Origin of the sequence: Burkholderia sp. BCC1208, assembly GCF_902833095.1 — a bacterium.
Taxonomy (GTDB): Bacteria; Pseudomonadota; Gammaproteobacteria; order Burkholderiales; family Burkholderiaceae; genus Burkholderia.
This window is the reverse complement of the sequence record NZ_CADFDY010000005.1, coordinates 62,674-88,026: the sequence shown is the minus strand read 5'-3', so window position 1 is coordinate 88,026 and position 25,353 is coordinate 62,674. Positions and strand designations below refer to the sequence as shown.

20 protein-coding genes are annotated in these 25,353 nt (G+C 66.6%); 11 read left to right on the top strand and 9 right to left on the bottom strand.

Annotation, left to right across the window (positions count from 1 at the left end):
• Positions 1 to 153 precede the first annotated feature (153 nt).
• On the top strand, positions 154 to 1,926 hold the full coding sequence (locus tag HWX09_RS13145; protein WP_155257280.1) for a ShlB/FhaC/HecB family hemolysin secretion/activation protein: 1,773 nt from the start codon (positions 154 to 156) through the stop codon (positions 1,924 to 1,926).
• Positions 1,927 to 2,001: 75 nt separating this feature from the next.
• On the opposite strand, the gene HWX09_RS13140 is transcribed toward HWX09_RS13145, so the two are convergent.
• From HWX09_RS13140 to HWX09_RS13130, 3 genes are all read right to left on the bottom strand, one after another.
• Positions 2,002 to 2,736: a fucose-binding lectin II gene (locus HWX09_RS13140; protein WP_027781954.1), complete on the bottom strand. Its 735-nt coding sequence runs from the start codon at positions 2,734 to 2,736 to the stop codon at positions 2,002 to 2,004.
• A gap of 202 nt (positions 2,737 to 2,938) precedes the next feature.
• Positions 2,939 to 3,808, bottom strand: a complete 870-nt coding sequence (locus HWX09_RS13135; RefSeq protein ID WP_027781955.1) for a fucose-binding lectin II — start codon at positions 3,806 to 3,808, stop codon at positions 2,939 to 2,941.
• A gap of 120 nt (positions 3,809 to 3,928) precedes the next feature.
• Entirely contained in the window at positions 3,929 to 4,318 is a 390-nt protein-coding gene (locus HWX09_RS13130) for a fucose-binding lectin II (RefSeq protein WP_027781956.1), read from the bottom strand.
• Between the two features lie 958 nt (positions 4,319 to 5,276).
• On the opposite strand from HWX09_RS13130, the gene leuA reads away from it, so the two are divergent.
• Positions 5,277 to 6,986: a 2-isopropylmalate synthase gene (leuA, locus tag HWX09_RS13125; protein WP_196236950.1), complete on the top strand. Its 1,710-nt coding sequence runs from the start codon at positions 5,277 to 5,279 to the stop codon at positions 6,984 to 6,986.
• A gap of 71 nt (positions 6,987 to 7,057) precedes the next feature.
• On the opposite strand, the gene HWX09_RS13120 is transcribed toward leuA, so the two are convergent.
• Positions 7,058 to 7,771, bottom strand: a complete 714-nt coding sequence (locus HWX09_RS13120; protein ID WP_027781958.1) for an autoinducer binding domain-containing protein — start codon at positions 7,769 to 7,771, stop codon at positions 7,058 to 7,060.
• A 196-nt stretch (positions 7,772 to 7,967) separates the two neighbouring features.
• Between HWX09_RS13120 and HWX09_RS13115 the strand changes: the two genes are divergently transcribed.
• Entirely contained in the window at positions 7,968 to 8,783 is an 816-nt protein-coding gene (locus HWX09_RS13115) for a helix-turn-helix transcriptional regulator (protein ID WP_027781959.1), read from the top strand.
• Positions 8,784 to 8,807: 24 nt separating this feature from the next.
• Here HWX09_RS13115 and HWX09_RS13110 read toward each other — a convergent pair whose 3' ends face one another.
• Entirely contained in the window at positions 8,808 to 10,154 is a 1,347-nt protein-coding gene (locus tag HWX09_RS13110; protein WP_027781960.1) for an aspartate aminotransferase family protein, read from the bottom strand.
• Between the two features lie 56 nt (positions 10,155 to 10,210).
• Positions 10,211 to 11,572 carry a condensation domain-containing protein gene (locus HWX09_RS13105; protein ID WP_027781961.1) on the bottom strand — a complete coding sequence of 454 codons (1,362 nt, stop codon included), beginning with the start codon at positions 11,570 to 11,572 and terminating at the stop codon, positions 10,211 to 10,213.
• 396 nt (positions 11,573 to 11,968) lie between these two features.
• Between HWX09_RS13105 and HWX09_RS13100 the strand changes: the two genes are divergently transcribed.
• From HWX09_RS13100 to HWX09_RS13080, 5 genes are read left to right on the top strand one after another with little or no spacing between them, the layout of a single operon-like run.
• Positions 11,969 to 12,751 carry a DUF3050 domain-containing protein gene (locus HWX09_RS13100; RefSeq protein WP_027781962.1) on the top strand — a complete coding sequence of 261 codons (783 nt, stop codon included), beginning with the start codon at positions 11,969 to 11,971 and terminating at the stop codon, positions 12,749 to 12,751.
• Entirely contained in the window at positions 12,748 to 13,137 is a 390-nt protein-coding gene (locus HWX09_RS13095; RefSeq protein ID WP_027781963.1) for a cupin, read from the top strand. The genes HWX09_RS13100 and HWX09_RS13095 overlap by 4 nt, the downstream gene beginning before the upstream one ends.
• A complete protein-coding gene (locus HWX09_RS13090) occupies positions 13,134 to 14,060 on the top strand; it encodes a diiron oxygenase (RefSeq protein WP_027781964.1) in 927 nt (308 codons plus the stop codon). Before HWX09_RS13095 ends, HWX09_RS13090 begins: the two co-directional genes overlap by 4 nt.
• A 9-nt stretch (positions 14,061 to 14,069) precedes the next feature.
• Positions 14,070 to 17,630, top strand: a complete 3,561-nt coding sequence (locus tag HWX09_RS13085) for an amino acid adenylation domain-containing protein (protein ID WP_027781965.1) — start codon at positions 14,070 to 14,072, stop codon at positions 17,628 to 17,630.
• Positions 17,631 to 17,684: 54 nt separating this feature from the next.
• Positions 17,685 to 18,173 carry an SRPBCC family protein gene (locus tag HWX09_RS13080; RefSeq protein WP_027781966.1) on the top strand — a complete coding sequence of 163 codons (489 nt, stop codon included), beginning with the start codon at positions 17,685 to 17,687 and terminating at the stop codon, positions 18,171 to 18,173.
• Between the two features lie 29 nt (positions 18,174 to 18,202).
• Here HWX09_RS13080 and HWX09_RS13075 read toward each other — a convergent pair whose 3' ends face one another.
• Positions 18,203 to 19,189: a LysR family transcriptional regulator gene (locus tag HWX09_RS13075; RefSeq protein WP_027781967.1), complete on the bottom strand. Its 987-nt coding sequence runs from the start codon at positions 19,187 to 19,189 to the stop codon at positions 18,203 to 18,205.
• A gap of 118 nt (positions 19,190 to 19,307) precedes the next feature.
• Positions 19,308 to 20,081, bottom strand: coding sequence for a helix-turn-helix transcriptional regulator (locus HWX09_RS13070; RefSeq protein ID WP_027781968.1), 774 nt, complete (start codon positions 20,079 to 20,081; stop codon positions 19,308 to 19,310).
• A gap of 175 nt (positions 20,082 to 20,256) precedes the next feature.
• On the opposite strand from HWX09_RS13070, the gene HWX09_RS13065 reads away from it, so the two are divergent.
• Genes HWX09_RS13065 through HWX09_RS13055 form a run of 3 tightly spaced genes read left to right on the top strand, consistent with a single transcriptional unit; the run spans position 20,257 to position 24,448 of the window.
• Positions 20,257 to 21,684, top strand: coding sequence for a TolC family protein (locus tag HWX09_RS13065; protein ID WP_230469053.1), 1,428 nt, complete (start codon positions 20,257 to 20,259; stop codon positions 21,682 to 21,684).
• Positions 21,685 to 21,743: 59 nt separating this feature from the next.
• Positions 21,744 to 22,868 (top strand): HlyD family secretion protein, encoded by a 1,125-nt coding sequence (locus tag HWX09_RS13060; RefSeq protein ID WP_027781970.1) that lies wholly within the window; start codon positions 21,744 to 21,746, stop codon positions 22,866 to 22,868.
• Entirely contained in the window at positions 22,865 to 24,448 is a 1,584-nt protein-coding gene (locus HWX09_RS13055; protein ID WP_027781971.1) for a DHA2 family efflux MFS transporter permease subunit, read from the top strand. Before HWX09_RS13060 ends, HWX09_RS13055 begins: the two co-directional genes overlap by 4 nt.
• 402 nt (positions 24,449 to 24,850) lie before the next feature.
• Here the strand turns inward: HWX09_RS13055 and HWX09_RS13050 are convergent, their stop codons facing one another.
• Entirely contained in the window at positions 24,851 to 25,153 is a 303-nt protein-coding gene (locus HWX09_RS13050; RefSeq protein WP_080681205.1) for an H-NS histone family protein, read from the bottom strand.
• Positions 25,154 to 25,353 lie beyond the last annotated feature (200 nt).

Here is a 25,353-nt window from a genome sequence, read left to right as displayed (position 1 = left end):
CATCATCCGACGGAAGCACGGCATCGCGCCGCGTCCCCTCCGTCGTATCCGCCGCAGCGCAGGCATGCGGCGTCGAATCCTGAATCCCGAATCTCTTGAAGGGCCGCATGACCGGAAGCCGCAACACGGCGTCCGCGCCTGACTTGCGGCTGCTTGTTAGCGGAACTCATCATGAAATCGAGGTTAACGTTTGGCCGTCGCGTGGATGTGACGACGGCACGCATTTCCGCGTCCGCGCTGCTGCTGTTTGCTGCAGCCCGTGCGGAGGCGCAGACGCCGCAACCGCCCGGGAACGCGGGCCAGTTGTTGCAGCAGAACCAGTCGTTGTTGTCGCCTGACGTCGATACCGCGCGCCAGCCAGGCAGCGCGGACGATACCGTCGTCGACAAGCGCACGAGTGCCGCAGGCAGCAGCACGGCGACGCTGCATGTCGAACGCTTCGAGTTGAACGAAACACTGGGCGGGCCGCTCGACAGCGAGATCGCGCGGTTGTTCGGGCGCGCGGCAGGCCGCGATCTGACGTTCGAACAGATCACCGCGGTGCGGATCCAGCTCAATGCGCTGCTGCGCCAACAACTTGGCCTGCTGGTATTCGCGACCCTGCCGGAACAGGATGCGAGCAACGGCGTGGTGCGCTTCAGGATCGTGCGCGGGCATGTCGAAAGCATCGAACTGAATAATCGTTCGCGCGTGTCGAATGCAACACTCGAGCGAGCCGTGCCGGGCGCGGGAGAGAGCGGGGTCGCGTTGCTGTCGATCACGCGGCCGGATTTGCGCGAGGTGCAGCATGCCGCGCAAATCGCGCGCACGCTGCCCGGCGTCGCATCCGTGACGCCGATGCTGACGCAAGGCGACACGGAAGGTGGCACGCGCGTCGTGCTCGACGTCGCACCTGAACCGGCCATCGAAGCCACGGCGGTCGCCGATAACGCCGGTTCGCCGAGTACCGGACGCTACCGGATCGGCGCGCAAGTGACGGCAAATAGTCCGTTGGGCATTGGCGATCGCGCGCGCGTGCTTGCCTACAACGCACCGTCCGCGCTTCAGGATCGAGACGGCGCGCATGGCAAGACGTGGATCGGTCTCGCTTCGTACGACGTCCCGCTGGGCGGCGCGGGCACGCGCGGTGGCGTCCAGTATTCCCGCGTCCAGTATGCGCTGGGCGGGCCCTTGCAGGACCTTGGCGACGGCTACGCGGACGTCATCGGCGCGTACGTCAGGCATCCGTTGATATTGACGCCCAAGGACGATCTGAGCGTCGGCGTCGCCTATAACCGGAAGCTGCTGAAGGATTCTTTTTTCTCTTACGCGTTTCAGCGACGGTCGAACGTGGCGAGCGTCTCGTTGAACGGCTCGCATTTCGGCGACTGGAAAGGGCGGCCGAACGGATTGCAGTATGCGTTCACGGTCGACGCCGGCGATGTGAAGCAGCTCGACGTCGGATTGGGCGATCCTTCCACGCAGGGACGTTTCGTGAAGTGGGGCGGCTCCGCCGACTTCACGCAAGTGTTGTGGCCGGGGACCAATGTCCGGGCGCGGATGAGTGCGCAATTCGCGAGCACGCACCTCGATCCGTCGGAGCAGATGTCGCTTGGTGGTCCGAATGCGGTGCGCGCCTATGGATACGACGCGCCGAGTGTCGATCAGGGCGCGATTGCGTCGGTCGACCTGACGCAGCAGATCGCGGCCGTGCCCGGTCTTTCGGCGCGCGTGTTTGCGGATGTCGGTCGAGGCCAGATCAACAAATCGCGCGCGCTCGCCGGCGCGGACAACACCTGGAACGCGCGCGGCTATGGCGTCGGCGCTTCCTATCAGTACAAGGCGCGTGCGCGAATCGACGTATCGCATGCGTTCCGGGTTGGCGAGCCGGCCGGGCAGCGGCCGGCCAGCGGCCAGACGTGGGTTACGGCGACGCTTAATTTCTGACTGCCGTGAAACGGGATCGCCGGACCATTCGGCCCGGCGATGGCTAGTGCGTGTCCGCCGGTGTCGACCCGACGCTCAACCCAACGGCCAGTTCAGGATCGCGATGCCGTCGTTGTAGTCGCCGTCGCCGCCGTCCTCCGAGCCGACCAGCCCGAAGTAGGTCTTCTTGAAGATGTCGACCTGACGCGAGCCGATCTTCGACGGCTTGCCGTTCGCGGTCACGACCACCCGCACCTTCCCCTTGCCCGAGTTCACGACTTGCGTGTTGAGGTTTGCGTCCTGCGTGCCGGCGCCCGTGAACGTCGCGGCCGGTTTCGGGTTGTCGTCAACGAAGACCTCGATCGTCTGCTGGGCGGACGAATTGACCAGCGCGGTCACGCCGAAGGCGATGTTCGGCGGTAGGTTGAAGACGCCGTCGCGTTCGCCGCCGCCGGTCGGCACGGGCGCCGGCTGCACGGGTTGCGGTGTCGCTTTCGAGAAGTAATTGACCACCGCGCCGAGGCCGAACTTCGCCGCCGCACCGGGCAACACACCCGGCGCGCCGGCCCACGTCACCGTGCAGGCAACGACCTGGCCCGCCGCATCGGTTTTCACCTTGTTCTGCCAACTGCCGACGTCGAAGCTGTACGGGATCGTCGCGATATCGACGAATACGTCGTATTGCGGCAGTTTCTCGACGAGCTGCGTGGTCATGAACTGACGCATCCGGTCGAGCACGGCCTGATCGCCGTTGGCCTGCACGGCAGTGGCGTCGTTGCCCGCGAGTTGCAGCAGCGCGTACAGGTCATCATGGGTAAAGGGTTGTGACATGTCGTCCTCGTCTTGATGGAAGGTCTGCCGTCGTGCGGCTGGCGAATGGATTTCACCGTGCAGCGCGCGGCGCAAAGCGCGGGGCAGCACAGCGCTGCTCCGACTCATTCGCAATGTGTGGTCGGCCCCGTTGCCATTGCGATCCCGACAGCGGCGCGCAATCCGTGCCGCGCCGCGCATCTCGGTTATCGACGCCTGTCGATCAGCCCAGCGGCCAGTTCAGGAGCACGATGCCGTCGTTGTAGTCGTCGTCCGCGCCGTCCTCTGACCCGACGATCCCGAAGAACGACTTCTTGAAGATGTCGACCTGTCGCGAGCCGAGCCGCGACGGCTTGCCGTTCACCGTCACGATCACGCGCACGCGGCCCTTGCCGGAGTCGAGCACCTTGGTGCCGAGGTTCTGGTCCTGCACGCCCGCGCCCTTGAACGTGGCGGCCGGTTTCGGGTTGTCGTCGACGTAGATGTCGATCGTCTGATCGTTCGCGGCGTTGGTAAGTGCGGTGACGCCGAACTTGATGTTCGCCGGGAGATTGAACAGGCCGTCGCGTTCGCCGCCGCCGCCGATGGTGCCGGTGCCGGTGCCTCCGGTTCCAGTGCCGGTGCCACTACCGGTGCCGGTTCCAGTGCCGCTGCCGGTTTCGCTGCCTTGATTCCCGCCGCCCTGCGACGATGATTGCGCGGTGGTTTCACCGATCGCGGAAATGCTCGCGTACGAATCGATATGCATCGCGCTGCCGCGCACGCTTTTCCACTGGCCTTTCACGAACGTGACGCCGCTGCCGACGTCGATCGTCGTGACGAGCGTAAACGGCATGCGCCCGGTGCTTTCGGGCACCTTCGACGAGTAAGTGAAGCAGCCGTCCGCGACGACACCCTTGTCGGTCGCGATCGCGAAATAGATGCCGGGGAAATTATTGCCGGTGGCGTACGGCGTCGGCACGTTGAGCGTGACCAGCAGCTTGCCGTCGCGAATGTTTTCTTTCGCGACGTCGATATGCAGGCCCGGAATGTCGACGTAAGTCTCGGACGTGACGACGGGAGCGTTATTGATTGAAGCCGAAAGAATGGGCATGGCGGTCTCCTGAGGGCGAAACGGGTTTCGATTGAGTCGCTTCGCGTTTTCGATGCGGGACCGCCGGGCTGCCTTGCAGGCGGCAGCCCGGCGGTCATCGGTCGATCGGCACTCAGCCGATCAGCCGATCGGCCACTGCAGCACGACGATGCCGTCGTTGTAGTCGCTGTCGTGACCGTCTTCCGACACGACGATCCCGAAATTGACCGTGAACGGCGAGCCGTCCGACTTCTTGCCGTTGATTGGCGCGAGGCGCGCGTCGGTGGCCGACGTCTTGCCGTTCACCGTCACTTCGAAGCGCAGCTTGCCGTTGCCGGAATTCAGCGTGGCTTCACGCGGGCCGTCGCGCGTCGTCAGCTTGTGATAGGCGGCAGGTTCCTTGCTGTCTCCGATAAACAATTTGATGTGTTGTTGCTCGGCGGCATTCGCGAAGAAAATCGCACGGAAATCGGTATTCGGCGGAATGGAAAACTCGCCAGCGCGATTGGATGACGTTTGATTATCGGCCATGCTTTCCTCCTGAGGAGTGTTGGGTAACGCTTCAGACCGTGTCTCGCAAACGTTTGCTGTTTGAAACACGGCCTGTCGAGCATGCCGAAAAATAAATGAAAAAATATTCGCTTGAGAATGATTATTGTTCAATAAATCGAAAATGAAGTCGGTTCGATTTAATGAAATGGTTTTAATTGGACGTGAATCAATATATTCGAGAAATTATATCGATGTGTGTATCGTTTTTATGAATGATGCGCGGCCGTGCAGGCCGTGCGGGAGGTAGGGCAATCAGGCTTCGGCGCAGACGCTCGGCGTTCGCATATGGCAGCGTTTCGTTTCAACATCAACATCTCTGTCGTGGCCGCGCCCACCGGCCACCACCGAACGCCCACGCCGAAGCCTGGTCGCGCAGGAAAGGGGTGCGGCAACCGGCGAAGATTGTTGACCGACTCACTCCGAACATGAATAGGGCTTCACCGGCGCCGCACCCGTGAAGCATAGCGACGAGGCCCGTCGCCGCCTATCGGACTGGACTGATTTTGGCGGCCGTGCCGCCGAGCGATTCGTGTCCGTCCGGCGTGCGGCCTGTTGACAGCTTTCCGCGCCTGTGATTTGATGCCGCTCATGCACGCCGCCCAAATCGTCTTCTCGCTACGACTACTAGCCCGCTTCTCCGGGCTGGGTCTGCGGCTGCGCGCTTTCCATCTGCTTCTTTCCTGAAGCGCCAGATTTTCCCCGCATCACCGACCTGGCCCCGGTTGTCGACCGGCGCCTGAGTTCGTCTTTCTTCCGTCATTACTCTGCTCCGTCCCGGTCGCTCAACCGCCAAGCCGTCGTTTGCCGTACCGCTTTGCCGCTTCGCCGTTGTGCCGCTTTCTTGCCGTTTTCACCGCTGCGCGCGTAGCCGGCCCCTGATGCCGATGGCCGCCGCGCTGCGCTTCATCGACAAACAGACCGAGGACCGAACATCATGATGCTGAAGAACCCCGCGACGAAATACCGACCGTTCACGCCCGTCAACCTGCCTGACCGCACATGGCCGTCGCGCACGATTACGCAGGCGCCGATCTGGATGAGCACCGACTTGCGCGACGGCAACCAGGCGCTGTTCGAACCGATGGACGCCGCGCGCAAGATGCGGATGTTCAAGACGCTGGTCGCGATCGGCTTCAAGGAGATCGAGGTCGCGTTCCCGTCGGCGTCCGAAACCGATTTCAACTTCGTGCGCGAACTGATCGAAGGCGGCCACATTCCCGACGACGTGACGATCGAGGTGCTGACGCAGGCGCGCGATGACCTCATCGAGCGCACCTTCGCATCGCTGCGCGGCGCGAAGCGCGCGATCGTGCACCTGTACAACGCGACCGCACCGGAATTCCGCAAGATCGTGTTCGGCCTCGATCGCGACGGCGTGAAGCAACTCGCGGTGAACGCGGCGCGCACGATCAAGCGCTGCGCCGATGCAGCGACTGACACGCAGTTCACGCTTCAGTACAGCCCGGAAACGTTTACGGCGACCGAGCTCGATTTCGCGAAGGAAGTTTGCGACGCGGTGTTCGACGTGTGGCAGCCGACGCCCGAGCGCAAATCGATCGTGAACCTGCCGGCCACAGTGGAAATCGGCACGCCGAATTACTATGCGGACCAGATCGAATGGATGCACCGGAATCTCGCGCGCCGCGATTCGCTGATTCTGTCCGTGCATCCGCACAATGACCGCGGCACCGCGGTCGCGGCGGCCGAACTCGCGGTGATGGCCGGCGCCGACCGGATCGAGGGCTGCCTGTTCGGCAACGGTGAACGCACCGGTAACGTCGATCTCGTGACGCTCGCGCTGAACCTGTATACGCAGGGCGTCGATCCGGGCCTCGATTTCTCGCAGATCAACGAAGTCGCGCGCACGGCCGAGGAATGCACGCAGTTGCCGGTCCACCCGCGCCATCCGTATGTCGGTGACCTCGTGTTCACCGCATTTTCCGGCTCGCACCAGGACGCGATCAAGAAGGGCTTTGCCGTGCAGCGCGCCGACGCCATGTGGGAAGTCCCGTACCTGCCGATCGACCCGAACGATCTCGGCCGCACGTACGATTCGATCATTCGCGTGAACAGTCAGTCGGGCAAGGGCGGTATCGCGTATCTGCTCGAACAGGGCTACGGCGTCGCGCTGCCGCGCCGCATGCAGGTTGATTTCAGCGCGGCAGTGCAGCGCCTGACCGACGAGAGCGGACACGAGGTGACGAGCGCGCAGATCTGGGCGCTGTTCCAGCAGGAGTACGTCGAAGGCGACACGCCGCTGCGTTATGTCAGCCATGAGCTGACCGAACGCGACGGCCGCGAAACGATCGTGCTGACCGTCGACGTGCACGGTGAGCGCCGCGTGCTGCACGGCGAAGGCAACGGGCCGCTCGATGCGCTGATGCATGCGCTGCGCACGCCGCTGCGGATTCAGCATTACGAGGAGCGCGCACTGTCGCAGGGCGCCGATGCGAAGGCGATTGCAATCGCCGAGCTGGCCGGCACGGGCGTGCGCGGCAGCGCGTTCGGCGTCGGCGTCGATGCGAACCTGACGACTGCGTCGCTTCGTGCGGTGATCAGCGGCGTGAATCGCGCGTATGCCCGTTCGGATGAGGTTGTGCAAGCAACCTTCTTTGCCGAACAGCCGGCGGTGCAGGCCGTCGCATAACCGGGTCGAAACCCGGGCGGCATGGCCCGCCCGGGTTTCTTTTTCGGATCACGGCGTGCGCGTTCGCGCCGTCACGGCAGCAGCCCGAGCATCGCGGCCTTGGTGGCCGCATGCGTCTTGTTCATCGCGTCGAGCTTCACGACGGCGTTCTGCAGGTGGAACTTCACCGTCCGCTCCGCGATCCCGAAGATCATCCCGATCTCGTAGGCCGTCTTGCCGTCGGCCGTCCACGCCAGCACTTCACGCTCGCGCAGCGTCAGTCCGCTACCTGCCGGCGCAATCGGATCAGCAAGGCGCGGCATCAGGTACGCGTGCGCCGCATGCGCGAGGCTCGCGCAGGGTGCACGCAGCAGCGAAACTTCGTCCGCGTCGAGCGGCGTCGTGTCGCGCACGAGCGTTAGCACGCCGAGGTTGCCGGCCCGGTCGTAGCCGCCGTGCGACCAGCCGTAACGCATCCCGAAGCACGCCGCGTCGTGCCAGAACGCGGTGTCGCCCGGTTCGTCGAACGCATTCCAGACGACCGGCCGCGGCTGGCTCGCCACCCGCTTGATGATCGGATCGATGGTGACGTAGCCGAATTTCACATAACGGTGTTCCCATTCGCGTGGATGATTGCCGACGATCTGCATGTCGGGCCGGGCGAGCGGCAGCGTGCGGCGCAAACCGTACACGCAATACTGAAACCCGAGCGCGGCCGCGGCGGCGGCAATCGGTAGGAGCGCGGCTTCCGCCGTGGGTGCGCGCTGTAGTGCGTCGAAACAGTCGTGCAGTATTGTCAGGTCCATCGGTGTTCCTCGTCGGTGTGGGCGGGCCGTGCATTGCGGCCCGCGCGTATCCTGTTCAAAAGGACAGTTTTGAGGCGAAGCCGACGCCGGTTTAATGGCGGCTGTTCGCACGACGGCCCCGCTTGTGCGGGCACCTGTCCCCCCGTCGTTTCACGTGTTGCGGTACCCCTCCGGTTTCGTATCAGGACGATCGACCATGACCAGCGTTCAAGACGTGCCTCTCCTCGCGCGCGCCGGCGCGCGCGCGTTCGCCTTCGGCGGAATCCGCGCGATCGAACCGCCCTGCGCGTCGGCCCCCGCCCGCGCGCTTGCTCACGAGTATGCGCCGCACGCGCATCAGGCCGGGCAACTATTATTTACGACACGCGGCGTATTAGTGCTCGACGTTGAAGGCCAGCGCTGGATCACCCCGCCGCTGCGCGCGATCTGGATTCCGGCGCGCACCGTCCATGCGATGCGCGTGGCCGCCGACGTGCAGCTCTGCTCGCTCTATCTCGGCGACGCGCTCAGCGCGCGGCTACCGGCCAGGTTGTGCGCGATGACGGTATCGCCGCTGCTGCGCGAACTCGCCACGCGCGTTTCGCATCCGTTCGATTGCAGCGTTGACCGCGATCCGCTCGCGCGCCTGTTCGCCGACGAACTGAGCGAACTCGCGCAGACGCCGCTCACGCTACCGCTGCCGCGCGACCGGCGCCTGCTGAAACTGTGCGAGCGGCTGCAGCGCGAGCCGCACTGCGAATTGCCGCTCGAAACGCTCGCGCGCGACGCCGCGCTGAGCGCGCGCCACCTGGCGCGCCTTTTTCGCAGCGAGACTGGCATGAGCGTGGCCGCGTGGCGCCAGCAACTGCGGCTGTCGATGTCGCTCGCGCTGCTCGCGAGCGGCATGCCCGTCACGCAGGCCGCGCATCAGGTCGGCTATCGCAGCCCGACCACCTATGCGGCCACCTTCAAGCGCGCGTTCGGCGTCACGCCGAGCCAGTACCTTGCGGCGGCGGAAGCGGCAGCGCGCTGACCGCCACCGCTGTCGCTGTCGCGCTCAGCGTGCGGCCCAGCGCGGCACCACTTCGAACGCATGCACGAGCGCGTGCACGATCCGGTCGACGTCCTCACGGCCGATCACGAGAGGCGGCGCGATCGCGAGCCGGTTACCGAGCGAGCGGATCAGCACGCCCGCATCGCGCGCCGCGTCGGCGAGCGCGGCCGCATAGCCATCCGACGGATCGATCGATTCGCGCGTCGCTTTGTCCTTCACGAGGTCGATGCCGACTAGCAGCCCCTTGCCGCGCACGTCGCCGACAACCGGATAGCGGTCGACGAGTGGCTGCAGTCGCTCCAGCAGGTACGCGCCTTCGCGCGCCGCGTTGCCAGCGAGATCCTCGTCGACGATGATCTGCAGATTCGCGAGTGCGGCCGCGCAGACGATCGGGTGGCCGGAGTAGGTGTAGCCGTGCATCAGCGTGCCGATGCCGCCCGGATTGGACGCGAACGCGTTCTCGATACGGCGATTGACGACGGTCGCGCCGAGCGGCAGATAGCCCGACGACACGCCTTTTGCCAGACACATGATGTCCGGCGCGACGCCCCAGCCGCGGCTGCCGAATGCCGCGCCGGTTCGGCCGAAGCCCGTCACGACCTCGTCGGCGATCAGCAGCACGCCGTGGCGGTCGCATACTTCGCGCACCAGCGGCCAGTAGTTCGCGGGCGGCACGATGATGCCGCCCGTCGCCTGTACCGGTTCGGCGATGAAGGCGGCCACGGTATCGGGCCCCTGGAACAGGATCTCACGCTCGACGAGCGACGCGCATAGCCGGCCGAGCTCCTCAGGGTCATGCGTGAACGGGTTGCGATAGATCCACGGCGTTTCGACGTGGAAGCAGCCGGCGAGCGTCGGCTCGTAGTTGCGCCGGTAGACGGTGTTGCCGGTGACGGAGCTGCCGCCGAAGTGTGAGCCGTGATAGGCCTGACGCAACGCGATGAACTTGGTGCGCTCGGGCTGCCCGGACACCTTCCAGTACTGTCGCGCGATCATCAGCGCGGCCTCGACGGCGTCCGAGCCGCCGGAGCCGAAGATCACGCGGCTCATGTCTTCGGGCTGCAGCATGCCGACCAGTCGCGCCGACAGCTCCTCCGCGCGGGGATGGCTGAACCCGGCGAATACCGGGTGATATTCGAGCTCGTCGAGCTGGCGGACGATCGCCTCCTTGATCTCCCGTCGGCCGTGACCGACGTACACGTTGAACAGCGACGCAACCGCGTCGAGATACGGGCGGCCGGTATCGTCGTACAGGTAGCAGCCTTCGCCGCGCGTGATGCGGATCGGCGGGCGCGACGCGGCGAGCGGATGTTGCCGGGGATGCCAGAAGCGTGATTCAGAATAGGACATGACAGGACTCCGTAGTGAATCGGTTGGACGGGGCAACAGGGTGAAGCAGATGACGCTCAGCCGGCGAGCGCCGCTGATTGAGCGTCGAGCCGGCTTTCGAGTGCGCCGAGCGTTGCGAACGGTTCGTCGAGCGCCACGCGCATGAAACTCAGGAACTGTCCGACGTGGGCGTTCAGCGCGTCGCGGCTGTAGTACTGCGGGCTCGCGTCGAAGTCAAAGCGCAGCGGCTCGCCGTTGCGGCGATCGGTCAGGTTCACCATCAGGTCGTCGGTCGTACCGACGGACAGGTTGTGCGACGTCGTCACGCAGTCGCCGAACCGCAGGTCGTAGTCGAACGCCATGATGTTGATCTCGGGGCCGAACACGCCCTGGCCGTTGTCGAGCGACGTCAGCTCACGGTGCAGGTCGCCCATCCGGTAGCGCTGGTGTTGACGCAGCGCGGTCATCTCGCGGTTTGCCTGGCGGCACAGGTCATCGAGCGTGTGGCCCGGCTCGACGTGCAGGCGCAGCGGGAGCATGTTCGCGCACTGCGTCGGCGTGCGGCGCTCGCGCGCCGACGTGCGGGCCATCGCGGCGACCGACAGCACGATGTCGTGCGCGCCGGTGTTCAGGTACAGGTACGCGGCGGTCAGCGCGGTGACGAGCCGCGGTACTGTCGACGTGAACAGCTGCTTGGCGACCGCCTCGATGCGCGCGCTCTCGTTCGCGCTCGCGATGCGCGTCTCGCGCAGGTCGGGTCCGTCGTCGCGCTCGGGAAAGCGTGCGGGGCCGGCGAGCGTGACGGTGCACGGCTGGTCCGCGAAGCGTTCGAGCCAGTAGCGGCGATCGTGCGCGAACTGCTCGGAGGAGCGGTACGCGTCTTCGTCGAGTTGCAGCTCGGCGAGCGACGCGAAGCGGGCGGGCGGTGCCTTGGCGCCCGCCGCGAATGCGCTGTAGAGCTCGGCGGCGCGCGTGGCGATCAGGCTGCCCGAATAGCCGTCGACCAGGATGTGCGCGTAGCCGTGATACCAGTAGTAGTGATCCGGCGCGATGCGGTACAGCGTGTGGCGGAAGAACGGCCCGCGCGCCAGCTCGATCGCGCCCGTGCAATGCGCGCGCATGCCGGCGAGCGCGATGGCGTGCGCGTCTTTGGTGCCGGCGAGATCGACGCGTTCGAGCCTCCAGTCGTCGGCGAGCGCGGCATCGAGCACGCGCACGGGCGTGTCCCCATCCAGCACGATCCGCGTCGTGTGCAGCGTCTGCGCCTCGCGAATCACCTGCCGCAGCGCGCGTTCGAATGCATCGGTGTCGAGGGCGCCGCGAATCTCGAAATACTCGGCCGCGTAGATATGCGTCGACGGGACGCGATACGCGAGCGCTGCCTCCCAGAAATCGCGCTGCGGCGCGGACAGCGGCAATTGAAGCGTCGAATTGGTCACGTCGTTTCTCCTGGAAAGCTTATTCCGGTGGATGAATTAAATGCGCGTATTTGTTTAATAAAAAATACATATTCGCATCATGCATTTCATTTCTGATGAATCGCAATTGTTATCCTAGACAGTCCGATTTGTGGCTGTCAATTCCGTGAGTTTTTGTTGTCAATTCGTCAAAGCCTTGTCGGTAAAGGATTCGAGGGGGTTGTGAGTGGTCTGGTCCGGAAAGAATATGAGAATGTCCGTTTTGAATAGGCGGCAAATTGTCAGCTTATTTAGCATCGACGCCTGAAATTGCTGCGCAAGCCGAAAACGGCATGCAGGCAATTCGCCGGAAACGGTTTCCGGCGCCGGAAGCCGGCGCAGCGGGCTGGCGCGAGCGGACATTACTAGGAGAGTGCCGTGAATCAACTGGAAGGGCTGGAGCGAAAAATCGGCGAGCAGCACGAGCGGCTCGCGCATCATCCGGTGTTCGGATCGATCCGTACCATCGATGAGCTGCGCGTGTTCATGGAATGGCACGTATTCGCCGTGTGGGATTTCATGTCGCTCGTGAAGCGGCTGCAGCAGGATCTGACGACCGTCGCGGTGCCGTGGGTCGCGCCGCGCAACGCGAACGCGTCGCGCCTCATCAACGAGATCGTGCTCGGAGAGGAGTCGGACGAAACGCCGAACGGCCACATGAGCCACTACGACCTGTACCTGCATGCGATGCGCGATGTCGGCGCCTCGACGTCGCGCATCGAGGAAATGGTGTCACTGGTGCGCTCGGGCTTCTCCGTGTCGGCCGCGCTGAAGGCCGTCGATGCGCCGGAGCCGGTGATCCGTTTCGTCGAGGCGACGATGGCCACGTGCACGTCGGGCGCGACACACCAGGTGCTGGGCAACTTCTTCTACGGCCGCGAGAACGTGATTCCCGACATGTTCCGCACGCTGCTCGACGAATGGAAAATCGAGCGCTTGTCGATTCCGCTGCTTGTGTACTACCTCGACCGCCATATCGAAGTGGATTCGGGCGAACACGGGCCGGCGGCGCGCGCGATGATCCGGGAAGCGGCCGACGGCGACGCGGCGAAGCTCGAGGAAGCGCTGCAGGCCGGGCTCGACGCGATCGACGAGCGAATGCGCCTGTGGGACGGGCTGCTCGCGCATCTCGGCCAGACCCGCAACGTGGTGCCGGCATGAACGCGCGCGGTCTGTCGGAGCGCATCGTCGATTTCGCGGCGCTCGACTGGGAGCACCCGGCGGCGTTCGACGACGGCATCGACCAGGTCGTGCTCGTCGATACGCTGGACGAGCATGCGAAGCGCGGTATCCGGACACGGATCGTGCGGTTCGATCCCGGTGCGGGCACGCGCGTGCCGTTCCTGCACGACTACCACGAGGAGGTGCACCTGATTGACGGCGACCAGAGTCTGGTCGACGTCACGACGCGCGAGTATCGCGCGACGTATCGGGAAGGCAGCTACTTCGTGCGTCCGGCTGGCACGCCGCATGGCCCGTTTCGCAGCGACGCGGGCTGCCTGCTGCTTGAAATCCATTACTACGGTTTCCCGGAGGACACGCGATGACGACCGCCGTCACATACGTGAGCCACGTCGACCGCTGGGAGGCGCGCGCGACCGTGCGATCGCGCCCACGGCGGATCGTCGAGGACGACGAACTGCGCTACTACCCGCTCGAACGCCAGCCGTTGTGCGCGCACCCGGCGATCGTCGACGCGGGCGACGCGGTGCGCGACTTCGTCCTGCTGCAGAGCTTCTACAAGTACATCCAGGACGTGATCATCTTCGAGACGGAGATCGTCAACGCCACCGCGTTGCGCATTGCGCGCGGCCGGTTCGCGCACCCGTTTCCGTTCGCGTGCCGGCAGGACGCGATGACTGTGGTGATCGATGAGGATTATCACGCGTACGTCGCGATGGACTACCTACGGCAGGTCGAGGAGGCCACCGGCATCGCGCCGCTGCCGCCGAACAGCGAGATCGAGCTGTCGCGTGCGATTCCGCGCGCGGTCGAGCGGGTCGGCGCGCAGTATCGCGACGGCATGGAGCTGCTGTGCGTCGCGATCTCGGAGAACACGGTCACGGCGGAAGTCGCGGCGTTCTCGCGCGACGCGACGCTCAAGCGCTCGGTGAAGGGCGTGATGGCCGATCACCTCGCGGACGAAGGCCGTCACTCGGCGTTCTGGATCAATCTCGTGAAGCTGTACTGGTCGCAGATCGACGGACCCGCGCGGCTCGCGCTCGGCGAAGGGCTGCCGTGCTTCCTGCGCGAATACCTGAGCGCCGATCTGCAACTGCAGTTCGATCGCCGCCTGATCGACGCACTCGATCTGCCGGCCGCCGAGCGTACGCGCATCGCGGACGACATGGTCGGTGCGTATCCGATCACGAGCCAGCATCCGATGATCGTCAACATCCGGCAGTTCTTCCGGATGAGCGGCCTGCTCGATCACGCGCCGACCCGCGCGGCCTTGTCCGACTACCTGTGAGTCACGTCGATGAAAGCGATCATCATTGCGATCGGCGGCCAGACCCGTCTTGCTGCACGGCTGGCGGCTGAACTCGAGGCGACCGGCCATACCGTGTGCATCGCCGACGGACGCGACGGCCCGTTACGCGACGCGGCCGACGCGCTGCTGTTGCCGGCGCCGGCACCCGACACGTTGCGCAACGCGGCCGAGTGGTCGATCGTCTGCGGCGCGCCGGACCCGGCCGTACACTGCGCGCACGCTCGGCCGCTGCGGTGCGAGATCGTCGCCGATGCTTTTCCGCCGCGCGAGGTATGCGTCGCGTGGCTCACGGACGTGGCGCCGGGCGACACGCGCGAGCTGGCCGACGCGACGCTCGCGTTCGGCGCGGCGCTCAACGGTGCCGATCTCGCGAACGAGATTGCCGCGTGCGCAGTCGACCTGATGCACGAAGTCGCGAGCGCAATCGCACGCGAGCTAAGCGACCCGCACGACGCGCCGCGCGCGACACCGCCCGGGCCGGACGACATTCTGATCGATCTCGAACGGCTGGCCGGCTGGCACGCATCGAACGACACGGCCGCTGCGTGGCCGTGCGAGCCGTCGTTGCCGGAACTCGTCTCGCGTGCGGCGGCCGCAGCGCCGGACGCCTGCGCGCTCGTCGCGGCCGACGGTCGGTTGACCTATCGTGAGCTGCTCGCGCGTGCCCGCCGTGTCGCCGCGCGTATCGCCGCTTGGCGTGCCGCGCCACGCGTGGTCGCCGTGCGACTCGACAAGGGCGTCGCGCTGTATCCGGCGATCGTCGGCGTGCTGGGCGCCGGCGCGACTTGCGTGCCGCTCGATCCGGCGTTTCCGCCCGAGCGCGCTCGCGCGATCCTGCGCGAATCGGGCGCGCAGGCGCTCGTCGTCGGCGGTACGGTCGAGCCGGTGCTGCTCGACGGGCTCGATCTCGACGTAATCGACTGCGGCACCCACGCGGAAGCGGACGCTGCGCCCGACGCGCTGGCCGGCCAGTGGCCGCTCGAGCGGGATGCCGATCGCGATGCGCGCTGCGCGGTCGCGATCTACACGTCGGGTTCGACCGGCGTGCCGAAGGGTGTGATGCTGTCGCACCGGAACATCGTGCAGTTCTGCCACTGGTATCGCGCGCACGTGTCGCTTAATGCGTCGTCGCGCGTGCTGCAGTTCTCGACGATCGCTTTCGATGCGTCGCTGCTCGACATGTTTCCGACCTGGCTCGCCGGTGCGACGCTGGTCGCGCCGAGCGAAGCGCAGCGCCGCGAACTCGACACGCTCGCGGCGCTCGTCGCCGACGCGGGTATCACACACGCGTTCCTGCCGCCCGCGCTGCTCGCGGCGCTGCCGGATTGCGACTGGCCCGCACTCGCGCATCTCGTCACGGGCGGCGACGTGTGCGATCCCGATACGATCGCGCGCTGGAGCGCGAACCGGCGGCTGCACAACATCTACGGGCCGACCGAATGCACCGTGCTCGCGACGACGGGCGAACTGCGCGCCGGCGACAGCAACCGGCGCATCGGCCGGCCGATCGCGAACGCGCGCTGCCATGTGCTCGCGGTCGACGGCCGTCCGGCGCTCACCGGCGAGGAAGGCGAGCTGTGTATCGCCGGCGCGGGCGTCGGGCTCGGCTATCTCGGCCGGCCCGACCTGAGCGCCGAGCGCTTTGTCGCCGATCCGTACGGCACGCCGGGCGAGACGATGTACCGGACCGGTGACATCGCGAGCTGGGAGCCGGACGGCACGCTGCGCTACGTTGGCCGCCGCGACGCGCAACTGAAGATTCGCGGCTTTCGTGTCGAGCCGGGCGAGATCGAGACGGCCGCACTGGCGGCGGGGCTGTACCACCAGTGCGCGGTGGTACCTGACGAGCGCAAGCGCATCCGGCTGTTCGCCGCGAAGCCGGTCGACGCGGCAGCGACGCCCGACGCGCTGCGCGCCGTGCTGGCCGGCACGCTGCCCGACTACATGGTGCCGTACGACATCACGGCGCTCGACGTATTGCCCGCGACGCCGAACGGCAAGATCGACCGCGCGGCGCTGGCGCGCCTGCCGGTATCGCGTGCGGCGAGCGACACGCGCGATGCACCGCGCGGCGCGCTGGAGACGCGTCTTGCCGCGTTGTGGGCGACGCTGCTCGAACTCGCGCCGGAAGAGATCGGCCGCGACGCGTCGTTCTTCGAACTGGGCGGCCATTCGCTGCTGGTGTCGCGGCTGATGCTGGCGATCAAGCGCGAGCTGGGCGGCAACGCGGCGCTCGCGCGTTTCATGGAACGGCCGACGGTGGCCGCGCTCGCGGCACTACTGAGCGATGAGTCGGTCGAGCGCGGCGCGAACGTGCCGGCTCGCGTGCACGACGACCGCCGCTTGCCCGACGACGTGCGACTGCCGGCCAGCCAGCCGGCGGGCGACGGGCCCGGCGCGGTGCTGTTGACCGGCGCGAACGGCTTTCTGGGCAGCTTCATCCTCAGCGAGCTGATCAGCCGCACGAACCAGACCGTCTACTGCGTCGTGCGCGGCGACGACGATGCGAGCGCGCGCCGGCGGCTCGACGAAGCGGCGTTCGTCAACGGGCTCGGCCATCTGTGCGGGCACCCGCGCGTGCGGGTGCTGCGCGGCGATCTCGGCGCGCCGCACCTCGGGCTGTCGGACGCGCAGTGGCAGACGCTCGCGGCCGAGGTCGGCGTGATTCATCACAACGGCGCGCACGTGAACCACGTGTACGACTACCCGTACCTGCACGCGGAGAACGTCGGCTCGACGCTCGAACTGCTCCGCCTGTGCTGCAGCGGCCGCCGCAAGGCGCTGCATTTCGTATCGACGCTATCCGCGGCGAGCGCGACGGGCCCGACGGGCCGCCTGATCGAGGCGGCCCCGTCGGAGGCCGGCCCTGCCTTCGTCAACAACGGCTACAACCTGACGAAGTGGGTGTCCGAGCATCTCGTTGCCGAAGCGGCCGCGCGCGGGATCGACACGACGATCCTGCGGCCTGGCAACATCACGGGCCATTCGCGCACGGGGCTGTGCCAGCCGGGACGCAACCGGATCCTGCTGCTGCTCAAGGGCGCGGTGCAACTCGGCTGCGCACCGCTCGCGAGCGAGGGCGGGCTGTTCGACCTGAGCCCGGTCGACTACCTGGCGCGGGCGATTGTCGCGTGCACGCTCGACGGTGCGCGCACCGAGCGCGTGTTTCATCTGCACAACCCGCGCCCGCTCGATTGGGCCGGGTACCTGCGCGCACTCGCTCGGCGCGGCTACCCGCTGCGCTTCGAGGCGCCCGAGGTCTGGCGCGAGCGACTGTTGTCGATCGACGAATCGAATGCGCTGTTCGACGTCGTCGCGTTCTATCTGGACGACCGGCAGGACGATATCGGCGACATGGCCGTGATCGACCACGCGCGCACCGAGGCGACGCTGCGCCGGCTCGGCGTCACGTATCCGGACAAGGACGATGCGTTGCTCGATGCGCATTTCGGCTATCTCGCCGAATGCGGCTTCATGCCGCCGCCGGCCGAGCCGGCTGCGCGCGCGAACGACGCCCGCCGCGACGCCGAGCCCGAACCCGCGTGGTGAAGACGTACCCGTTTGATTAATCGCTGTCATCGCATCATTCATCAAGGAGGCATCATGCTGGAACGTACTGCAACGCAACCCCGTCCGTCCACGCTCGTCTACGCGCCGCAAACGCCGATCCTGTCCGGCTCGGCCGATCTCGACGTGCCGGCGCGCGACGCGTGGCGCGTGGTCGGTGATTTCGCCGGCTTCTCGCGCTTCATCACGGGGCTCGACCATACCGACATGATCGGCGACGGCGTGCGCTCGCTGCGCATCAAGCATTTCGCGGACGGCAACGTCGTCGTCGAACAGCTCAACAGCCACGATGACGAAGCGATGGTGATGACGTGGAGCCTGATCCATACGTCGTTCGACATCGGCAATCTGTGGGCGCTCATGCGCGTCGAGCCGCGCGGTGAGCGGGCCTGCACGGTGACGTGGGACATCGCTGGTGAACCGTCGCACGGGGGCGCCGCGCGCCAGCCGGAATTCGACGCGTTCGTCACCGGTTTTCTCGACATGGCGATGACGAACCTGCGCGCGCTGTTCAAGCCGCAGTAACCGTGCATTGCGCCGCCGGCGCCGTGCCGCTACGCGGTGGCGCCGGCCCACGCGCCGGTCTTGCCCGGCGCGTGGCTTTTTTTCCCGACCGGTTGTGCGCATGCGTCGTCGAGCATCTGCGCGAATGCGTCGCGCAGCGCGGCTTTCATGAAGTCGACCCACGCGCGCGTTTTTGCATCGAGATGCTGGCGCGACGCGTACACCAGGAACACGCCGATTTCTTCCGCCTGGTAGTCGGGCAGCACACGCACGAGCGTGCCGGAGCGCAGGTCCGCCGCGGCGACGAAGTCGGGCAGCAACCCGATTCCCGCGCCCTCGCGCACCGCGATCGCGAGCGACGCGGCGACGTCGGCCGTCATCGACGGATCGACGTCGACCGTCTGCGCTTGCGCGCCGCTCCACAGCGTCCAGATGCGCTCGTGATACGCGGGCGCGACCAGTTGCACGCAGCGATGGTGGACGAGCGCGCCGGGCGAATCGGGCATGCCATGCGCCTCGAGATACGCGGGCGATGCGCACAGCACGCTGCGGATCCGGCCAACGTCGATCGCGACCTCTTCGGAACTCGGCAGGCTTGGCATCGCGATCACCGCGACGTCGTAGCTGTCGCGCACTAGTTTCGGCAGGTGCGGCGCGAGCGTCAGGTCGACGCTGACGTCCGGGTAACGCGCCTGGAATTGCCCGATCAACGGAACGATGAAATGGTTCGCGATGCTGGCACTGCAATGCGCGCGCAGCCGGCCGTGCGGATGCACGCGCGCGTCGCGCGCCTCGCGCTCGCTCGCGTCGACGGCGAGCGTGATGTCGCGCGCGCGTGCGAGATAGCGCTCACCCGCTTCGGTCAGGCACATCGAACGCGTCGTGCGGTTCAGCAACCGGATGCCGAGACGATGCTCGAGCGACGCGACGAGCCGGCTGACATGCGCGGTCGTGATGCCGAGCCGTTTGCCAGTCTCGGTGAAGGTGCCCGCGTCCGCGAGCGTGACGAACGCCTGCATGCTTTGAATCAGATCCATCGGATAACGAAACCTGCGGCCGGCCATATGGCAATGCCGCTACTGTAGCGACGGCAGCGACACGCCGCGCGCGCGCATTAGCGATCGATCGTCGCAAAACGGACAATCGATACGCGCGTCAGCGCCGCCGGAAGTATTCGCTCGGCGCGACGCCGAGCGCCTTGCGGAACATCGCCGCGAACGCGCTGGGGCTGTCGTAGCCGTGTTCGAGTGCGAGCTCGAGGATCGGCGTGCCGGCGGCGAGGCGCGGCAGGCTCAGCAGCAATCGCGCGTGACGGCACCATGCGCCGTGCGTCATGCCCGTCTCGCGCTTGAACGCGCGCGCGAGCGTGCGCTCGTTCATGTGCGCGTCGCGCGCCCATGCCTGCAGCGTGACGGCCGACGACGGGTCGTTGATGAGCCGCGTGCACAGCGCGGCGAGCGCGGGGTGGCGCGGCATCGGCACGTGTAGCGACAGTGGTGGCGCGATCTCGATCTCGTCGAGGATCAGCGCGAGCACGCGGCCCGCGCGGTGCGACAGGTCGTAGTCGGCGGGCAGGTCGCAAGCCGTCACGATCAGTTCGCGCAACAGCGTGCCGACTTCGATCACCCGGCATTCGGTCGGCAGGCTCGGCCGCACTTCCGGGCCGACGAACACGGTGCGCATCTGCACGTCGCCGGCCGAGCGGATCTCATGCTGCGTACCGCCCGGCACCCACACCGCGCGGCCCGTCGGCACGACCCAGCTGCCTGCGTCCGCGTGCACGATCATCACGCCGGAAATCGCGTGGATCAGCTGGCCCTGCCGGTGCGAATGCGGCGGGTACGCCGTGCCCGCCGGCGAGTCGGATGCGACGACGGCGATCTGCTTGTCGCGCGCCTGACGCTCGAGTGCGACGAAGAAGTTTTCCAATTGATCTGTGTGTCCTTTTCTCGACGACGAATGCGCTTTACGCGTGAGATCGACCACTTAGGTCGAAATTACCATAAACCCATCGTTTGTTCGACCTACTTGCCACCCGATGCGCGTTCCAACCATTTCGTCCGCTTCGCCTGTTTCTCCCGCCGTCGATGCACGCTTGCCGCGCGTGCGGCGCGCCACCTGTGCGGCCGTGCTGCTGGCATCGGCCGCGCTGGCCGCGTGTTCGGTCGGCGAGCCGTACCGGCCGCCTGTGTCCGATACGGCGCGCACCGGGCCGTTCGACGCGGTGGCCGACGTGCCGGTCGCCGCCGCCGGCGAGCCGCCACAACGCTGGTGGCGCCTCTACGACGACCCCGTGCTCGACGGCCTCGTGCGCGATGCGCTCGCGCAGAACCGCGATCTCGCGGCGGCCGTGGCGCGGGTTGAGCGCGCGCGCGCCGTGTTCGACGAGGCCGGCGCCGCGCGGCTGCCCGACACGACGGCCGGGTTCGGCGTCGACTACGGTAAGCACGCGCCCGACCAGATCGTCGCGGCGGCCAAGGGTACCGATGCGCATACGCGCTGGGGTTTCGCGCCGTCGTTCTCGCTGTCGTGGGAAGTCGATCTGTGGGGGCGCGTGCGCCATCTGGTCGACGCCGCCCGGGCGGACGCGGAGGCGGTGCAGGCTGCGTCGGACGCGATGCGCGTCGTGGTGGCCGCCGAGACGACGGCCGCCTATGCGCAGGTGTGCGCGTACGGCGAGCGGATCGACGTGGCCGAGCAGTCGGTCGGGATCGCGGACCGGCTGGCCGCGCTGACGGCGAAGCAGCGCGCGCACGGGCTCGTGTCCGACCTCGAGGTGGCGCGTTCGCGCGCGTTCGCCGACGACACGCGTGCCGATCTGCCAGCGCTTGTCGGCTTGCGGCGCGCAGCGCTGTACGAACTCGCGGTGCTGACCGGGCGCGCGCCCGGCGCGCTGCCTGACGCGGCCGCGCATTGCCGCACCGCGCCGGTGCTTGCGCGGCCGTTCCCGGTTGGCGACGGCGCGTCGCTGCTGCGCCGCCGCCCCGACCTGCGCGAGAGCGAGCGCCAACTGGCCGCCGCGAATGCACGCATCGGCGTGGCGACGGCTGAGCTGTATCCGTCGATATCGCTCGGCGGCTCGGTGAACTGGCTGTCGAGCGGCGGCGATCCGTCAACGCTCGGTGACAAGTACGCGATCGCCTGGGGCGTCGGCCCGCTGATCACGTGGCGCTTTCCGAACATGGCGGCAAGCCGCGCGCGACTCGCGCAGGCCCGCGCCGACGACACGCTTGCTCGCGCGCAATTCGATGCGCAGGTGCTGCGTGCGCTGAAGGAAACCGAGCAGGCGCTGGCCCGGTACGGTGCGGCGTGGCGCCGCCGCGCCGCGCTCGAAACCGCACGCGCTGAGCATGCACGCGCCTATCACCTCGCCGAGCTGAACTACAAAGCCGGCGCACTCGATTTCCTCGGCGTGCTTGATGCGCAGCGCAGCCTCGTTGCGGTCGATTCGGCGCTGGCCGAGTCGACGCAGCAGGTCTCGCTCGACCAGGTCGCCGTGTTCAAGGCGCTCGGAGGCGGCTGGCAACCGTAGCCGGCCGCGTTCGCAGCGTCCTTGCCCGTTCTCTTGCACGCCAACTCATCTTTCCGATCATGAGCACGACTGCCGTACCCGAAAAAGCCAAAACCGCCCGGTTCTCCCGGCGCCAACTGATCGCCGCGGGCACCGTGCTCGCCGTCATCGCGCTTGCTGTGTTCGGCTGGCACTGGTGGACCGTCGGCCGTTTCATCGAAGGAACCGACGACGCGTATGTGCGCGCCGACGTCGTGACTGTCAGCTCGCGCGTGTCGGGTTACGTCGCGCAGGTCGCCGTCGACGACAACCAGCCGGTGAAGCGCGGTGACGTGCTCGTGCGGCTCGACGATCGTGACTATCGCGCGAAAGTCGACGATGCTAAGGCCGCGGTGGCAGCGGCCGAGGCGACGCTGCAAGCCGAGCAGGCCGCGGCCGCGACGCTCGACGCGCAGGTTGGCCAGCAGCGCAGCCAGATCGCGCAGGCCGATGCTGACGCGGCCGCCGCGCGCGCTGAAGCCGCACGGCGCGACGCCGATGCGACGCGCTACAAGCAACTGTTGGCAGAATCCGCCGCGAGCGGACAGCGCTGGGAGCAGGCCCACGCGGATGCGCTGAAGGCGCGTGCCGAACTGGCCCGCGCCGGCGCGGCCGTGCGCGTGCAGACCGACCAGCAGACCGTGCTGCAGCGCCGCCGCGAACAGAGCACGGCTGCGATCGCGCAGGCGCGCGCCCGGCTTGCGGCCGCCCAGGCGAAGCTCGCGCTCGCGCAGCTCGATCTCGACCACACGGAGATCCGTGCGACGCGTGACGGCAGCGTCGGCCAGCGCGCGGTGCGGGCCGGCCAGTACGTCGAGGTCGGGATGCCGTTGCTTGCGGTGGTGCCGCTGAGCGACGTGTATGTGGTCGCGAACTTCAAGGAAACGCAGTTGGGCGCGATGCACGACGGCCAGCCCGTTGAGATCGACGTCGACACCTATTCGGGCCGCACGCTGCATGGCCACGTGATTGGCCTCGCGCCGGGCTCCGGCGCGCAGTTCGCGCTGCTGCCGCCCGACAACGCGACGGGCAACTTCACGAAGATCGTGCAGCGCATCCCGGTGAAAATCCGTGTCGATGCGCCGCCGGCTGGCGTCGTGCTGCGGCCCGGCATGTCGGTGATCGCGCGCGTCGACACGCGCGGCACGCAGGGGGCTGGCTCGTGAGCGCGACGACCGCGCAGGCTGCGCACGAAGACACTGTTTCGCTGCGCGCGTGGGTCGCGGTGCTCGGCGGCGTGTTCGGCTGCTTCATGGCCGGCATGAACGTGCACGTGACCAATGCGTCGCTGCCCGACATTCGGGGCTCGCTCGGCGCGAGCTTCGAGGAAGGCTCGTGGATTACCACTGCATACCTGGTCGCCGAAATCGTCGTGATTCCGCTCACTGGCTGGCTCGTGCAGGTGTTTTCCGCGCGACGTGTGCTGTTGGTTGGTGCCACCGGCTTTCTCGCGTTTTCGCTCGCGTGCTCGGTCGCGCCGAGCATCTCGACGATGATTGTCGCGCGCGCACTGCAGGGCGCGTTCGGCGGCGTGCTGATCCCGCTGTCGTTCCAGCTAATCGTCACCGAGTTGCCGCCGTCGAAACATCCGCTCGGGATGGCGCTGTTCGCGATCGCGAACAACGTCGCGCAGGCAGCGGGCCCGTCGGTGGGCGGCTGGCTGACCGACATGTATTCGTGGCGCTGGATCTTCTATCTGCAGATTCCGCCGGCGATCGCGCTGGTTGCGGCGATCGGTTGGGCGATCCGGCCTGTGCCCGTGCAGCTCGGGATGCTCAGGCGGGCCGACTGGTTCGGGATCGCGACGATGGCGGTGGGCTTGAGCGCGCTGCAGATCGTGCTGGAGGAGGGCGGTCGCAAGGACTGGTTCGCGTCGGACATGATCGTCGAGCTGTCGATCGTCGCGGCGCTCGGGCTGGCGGCGTTCGTCGCGATCGAACTGCGACGCAAGGAGCCGTTCATCAACCTGCGCCTGCTCGGCCAGTACAACTTCGGGATCGCAAGTCTGATGCAGTTCCTGTTCGGCGCAGTGGTGTTCGGCGTCGTGTTTCTCGTGCCGAACTACTTTGCCGAGCTACACGGCTACAGCGCGCGCGACATTGGCCTTGCGATGATTCCGTACGGGCTGGTGCAGTTCGCGATGTCGTTCCTGACGCCGCCGCTGATGCGCCGCACGAGCCCGCGCACGACAATCGTGCTCGGCTTCGTGCTGGTCGCGGCCGGGTGCCTGATGAACATCCACCTCGACGCCGATGCGGCGTCGAATGTGATCGTCCCGTCGCTGATCGTGCGCGGGATCGGGCAGTCGTTCGTCGTGATCGCGCTGGCCGTGATGGCCGTCGACGGGATCGAGAAGGCGCAGCTTGGCTCCGCGTCGGGCGTGTTCAACATGGTCCGTAACGTCGGCGGCGCGATCGGTATCGCGGTGATGAGCCAGATCGTCGTCGAGCGGCAGAAGCTGCACGCGATGCGCATCGGCGAGGCCGTCACGCCGTTCTCCGAAGCGTTCCAGGAGCGCATGGCGATGCTTGCACGGCTGCTCGCGCGCGTGCATGCGCCGCGCGCGGACGTGCTACCCGGCGGGTCGATCTCCGGCGTACAGGAACTGGCGCTCGGGCTCGTGAACCAGCGCGTGATGCGCGAGGCGCTGCTCATGGCATACAGCGATACGTTCCTGATCGCCGGCATCGCGATGATCGCGTGTACGGCAGCTGCGTTCATACTCAAGAGTAAGAAGCACGCATGACGCGGCGGAGGGGACATTTCGAAGATGGCCGTTCGCGCCTCCACGGGGTCGGCCCGTACGGTCAGCTCCGCGTAGCTCGCTCCGCTTTCAACTTGTGACACACGGCGTCTGAGAAGCGATGCGGGTCCAACATGTCAACGTGGCGCTACACATTGTCGCGTGGCGATGTCGATCTCGTTGGGTGCCCTCGGCAGTGTTCTCGGCTGGCATCGTGCGGGTATCGCGTGTTTTCCGCGCGCTAAATCAACGAGCGTTGTGCGGGCCGCATAGCTGCGCGGCCCGCACGCCGAGGGCAGGTGAGGCATCGCGATAAGACGACGACATCGCGCATTGCATGTAGCGAGCGCATCTGATACGGCCCGCGAGCAGTGTATTTCGCGCCAAGGGCCACCTAGCGTGTGCTTACTCCTGCTCGATCAGGAACCGCTCACGCCTTTTACCCTTAATCCAGCCCGGTTCGCGTCCGCGACCGCTCCACGTTGCGCCTGTCTTTGGATCACGATATTTGGGTGACACGCTGCTTTGAGCTGCACGTGTGCCAGATGCCGCCCGGCGACGCCCAAAGACTTGCTCAGGCGTTATTCCATATTCGGCCACGCGGGCGCGCACTTCCTGAAGAACGGTTTCAAGCTCCGCTTGCCGCGCTTCCTCCGCTTGCTGCATCAGTCGTTCCGCTTGGGCTTTCAGCTCGAGATACGTTGCCATCGAAGTTCCTCCTGTCGGATGTACTGCGACTATAGACGGTAATGTCACACTCAAACACGTGATGCGCGAGCAATACGATGTGGCTACATAAGTTTAAATTTCAATTGCCGACATGAATTAGCCGGTATCGGCCGGTGTTGGATGGAAAATTTGCAACGTCATCGTAAAATATCTACAAACTATTTCAATTTCAGAAATAT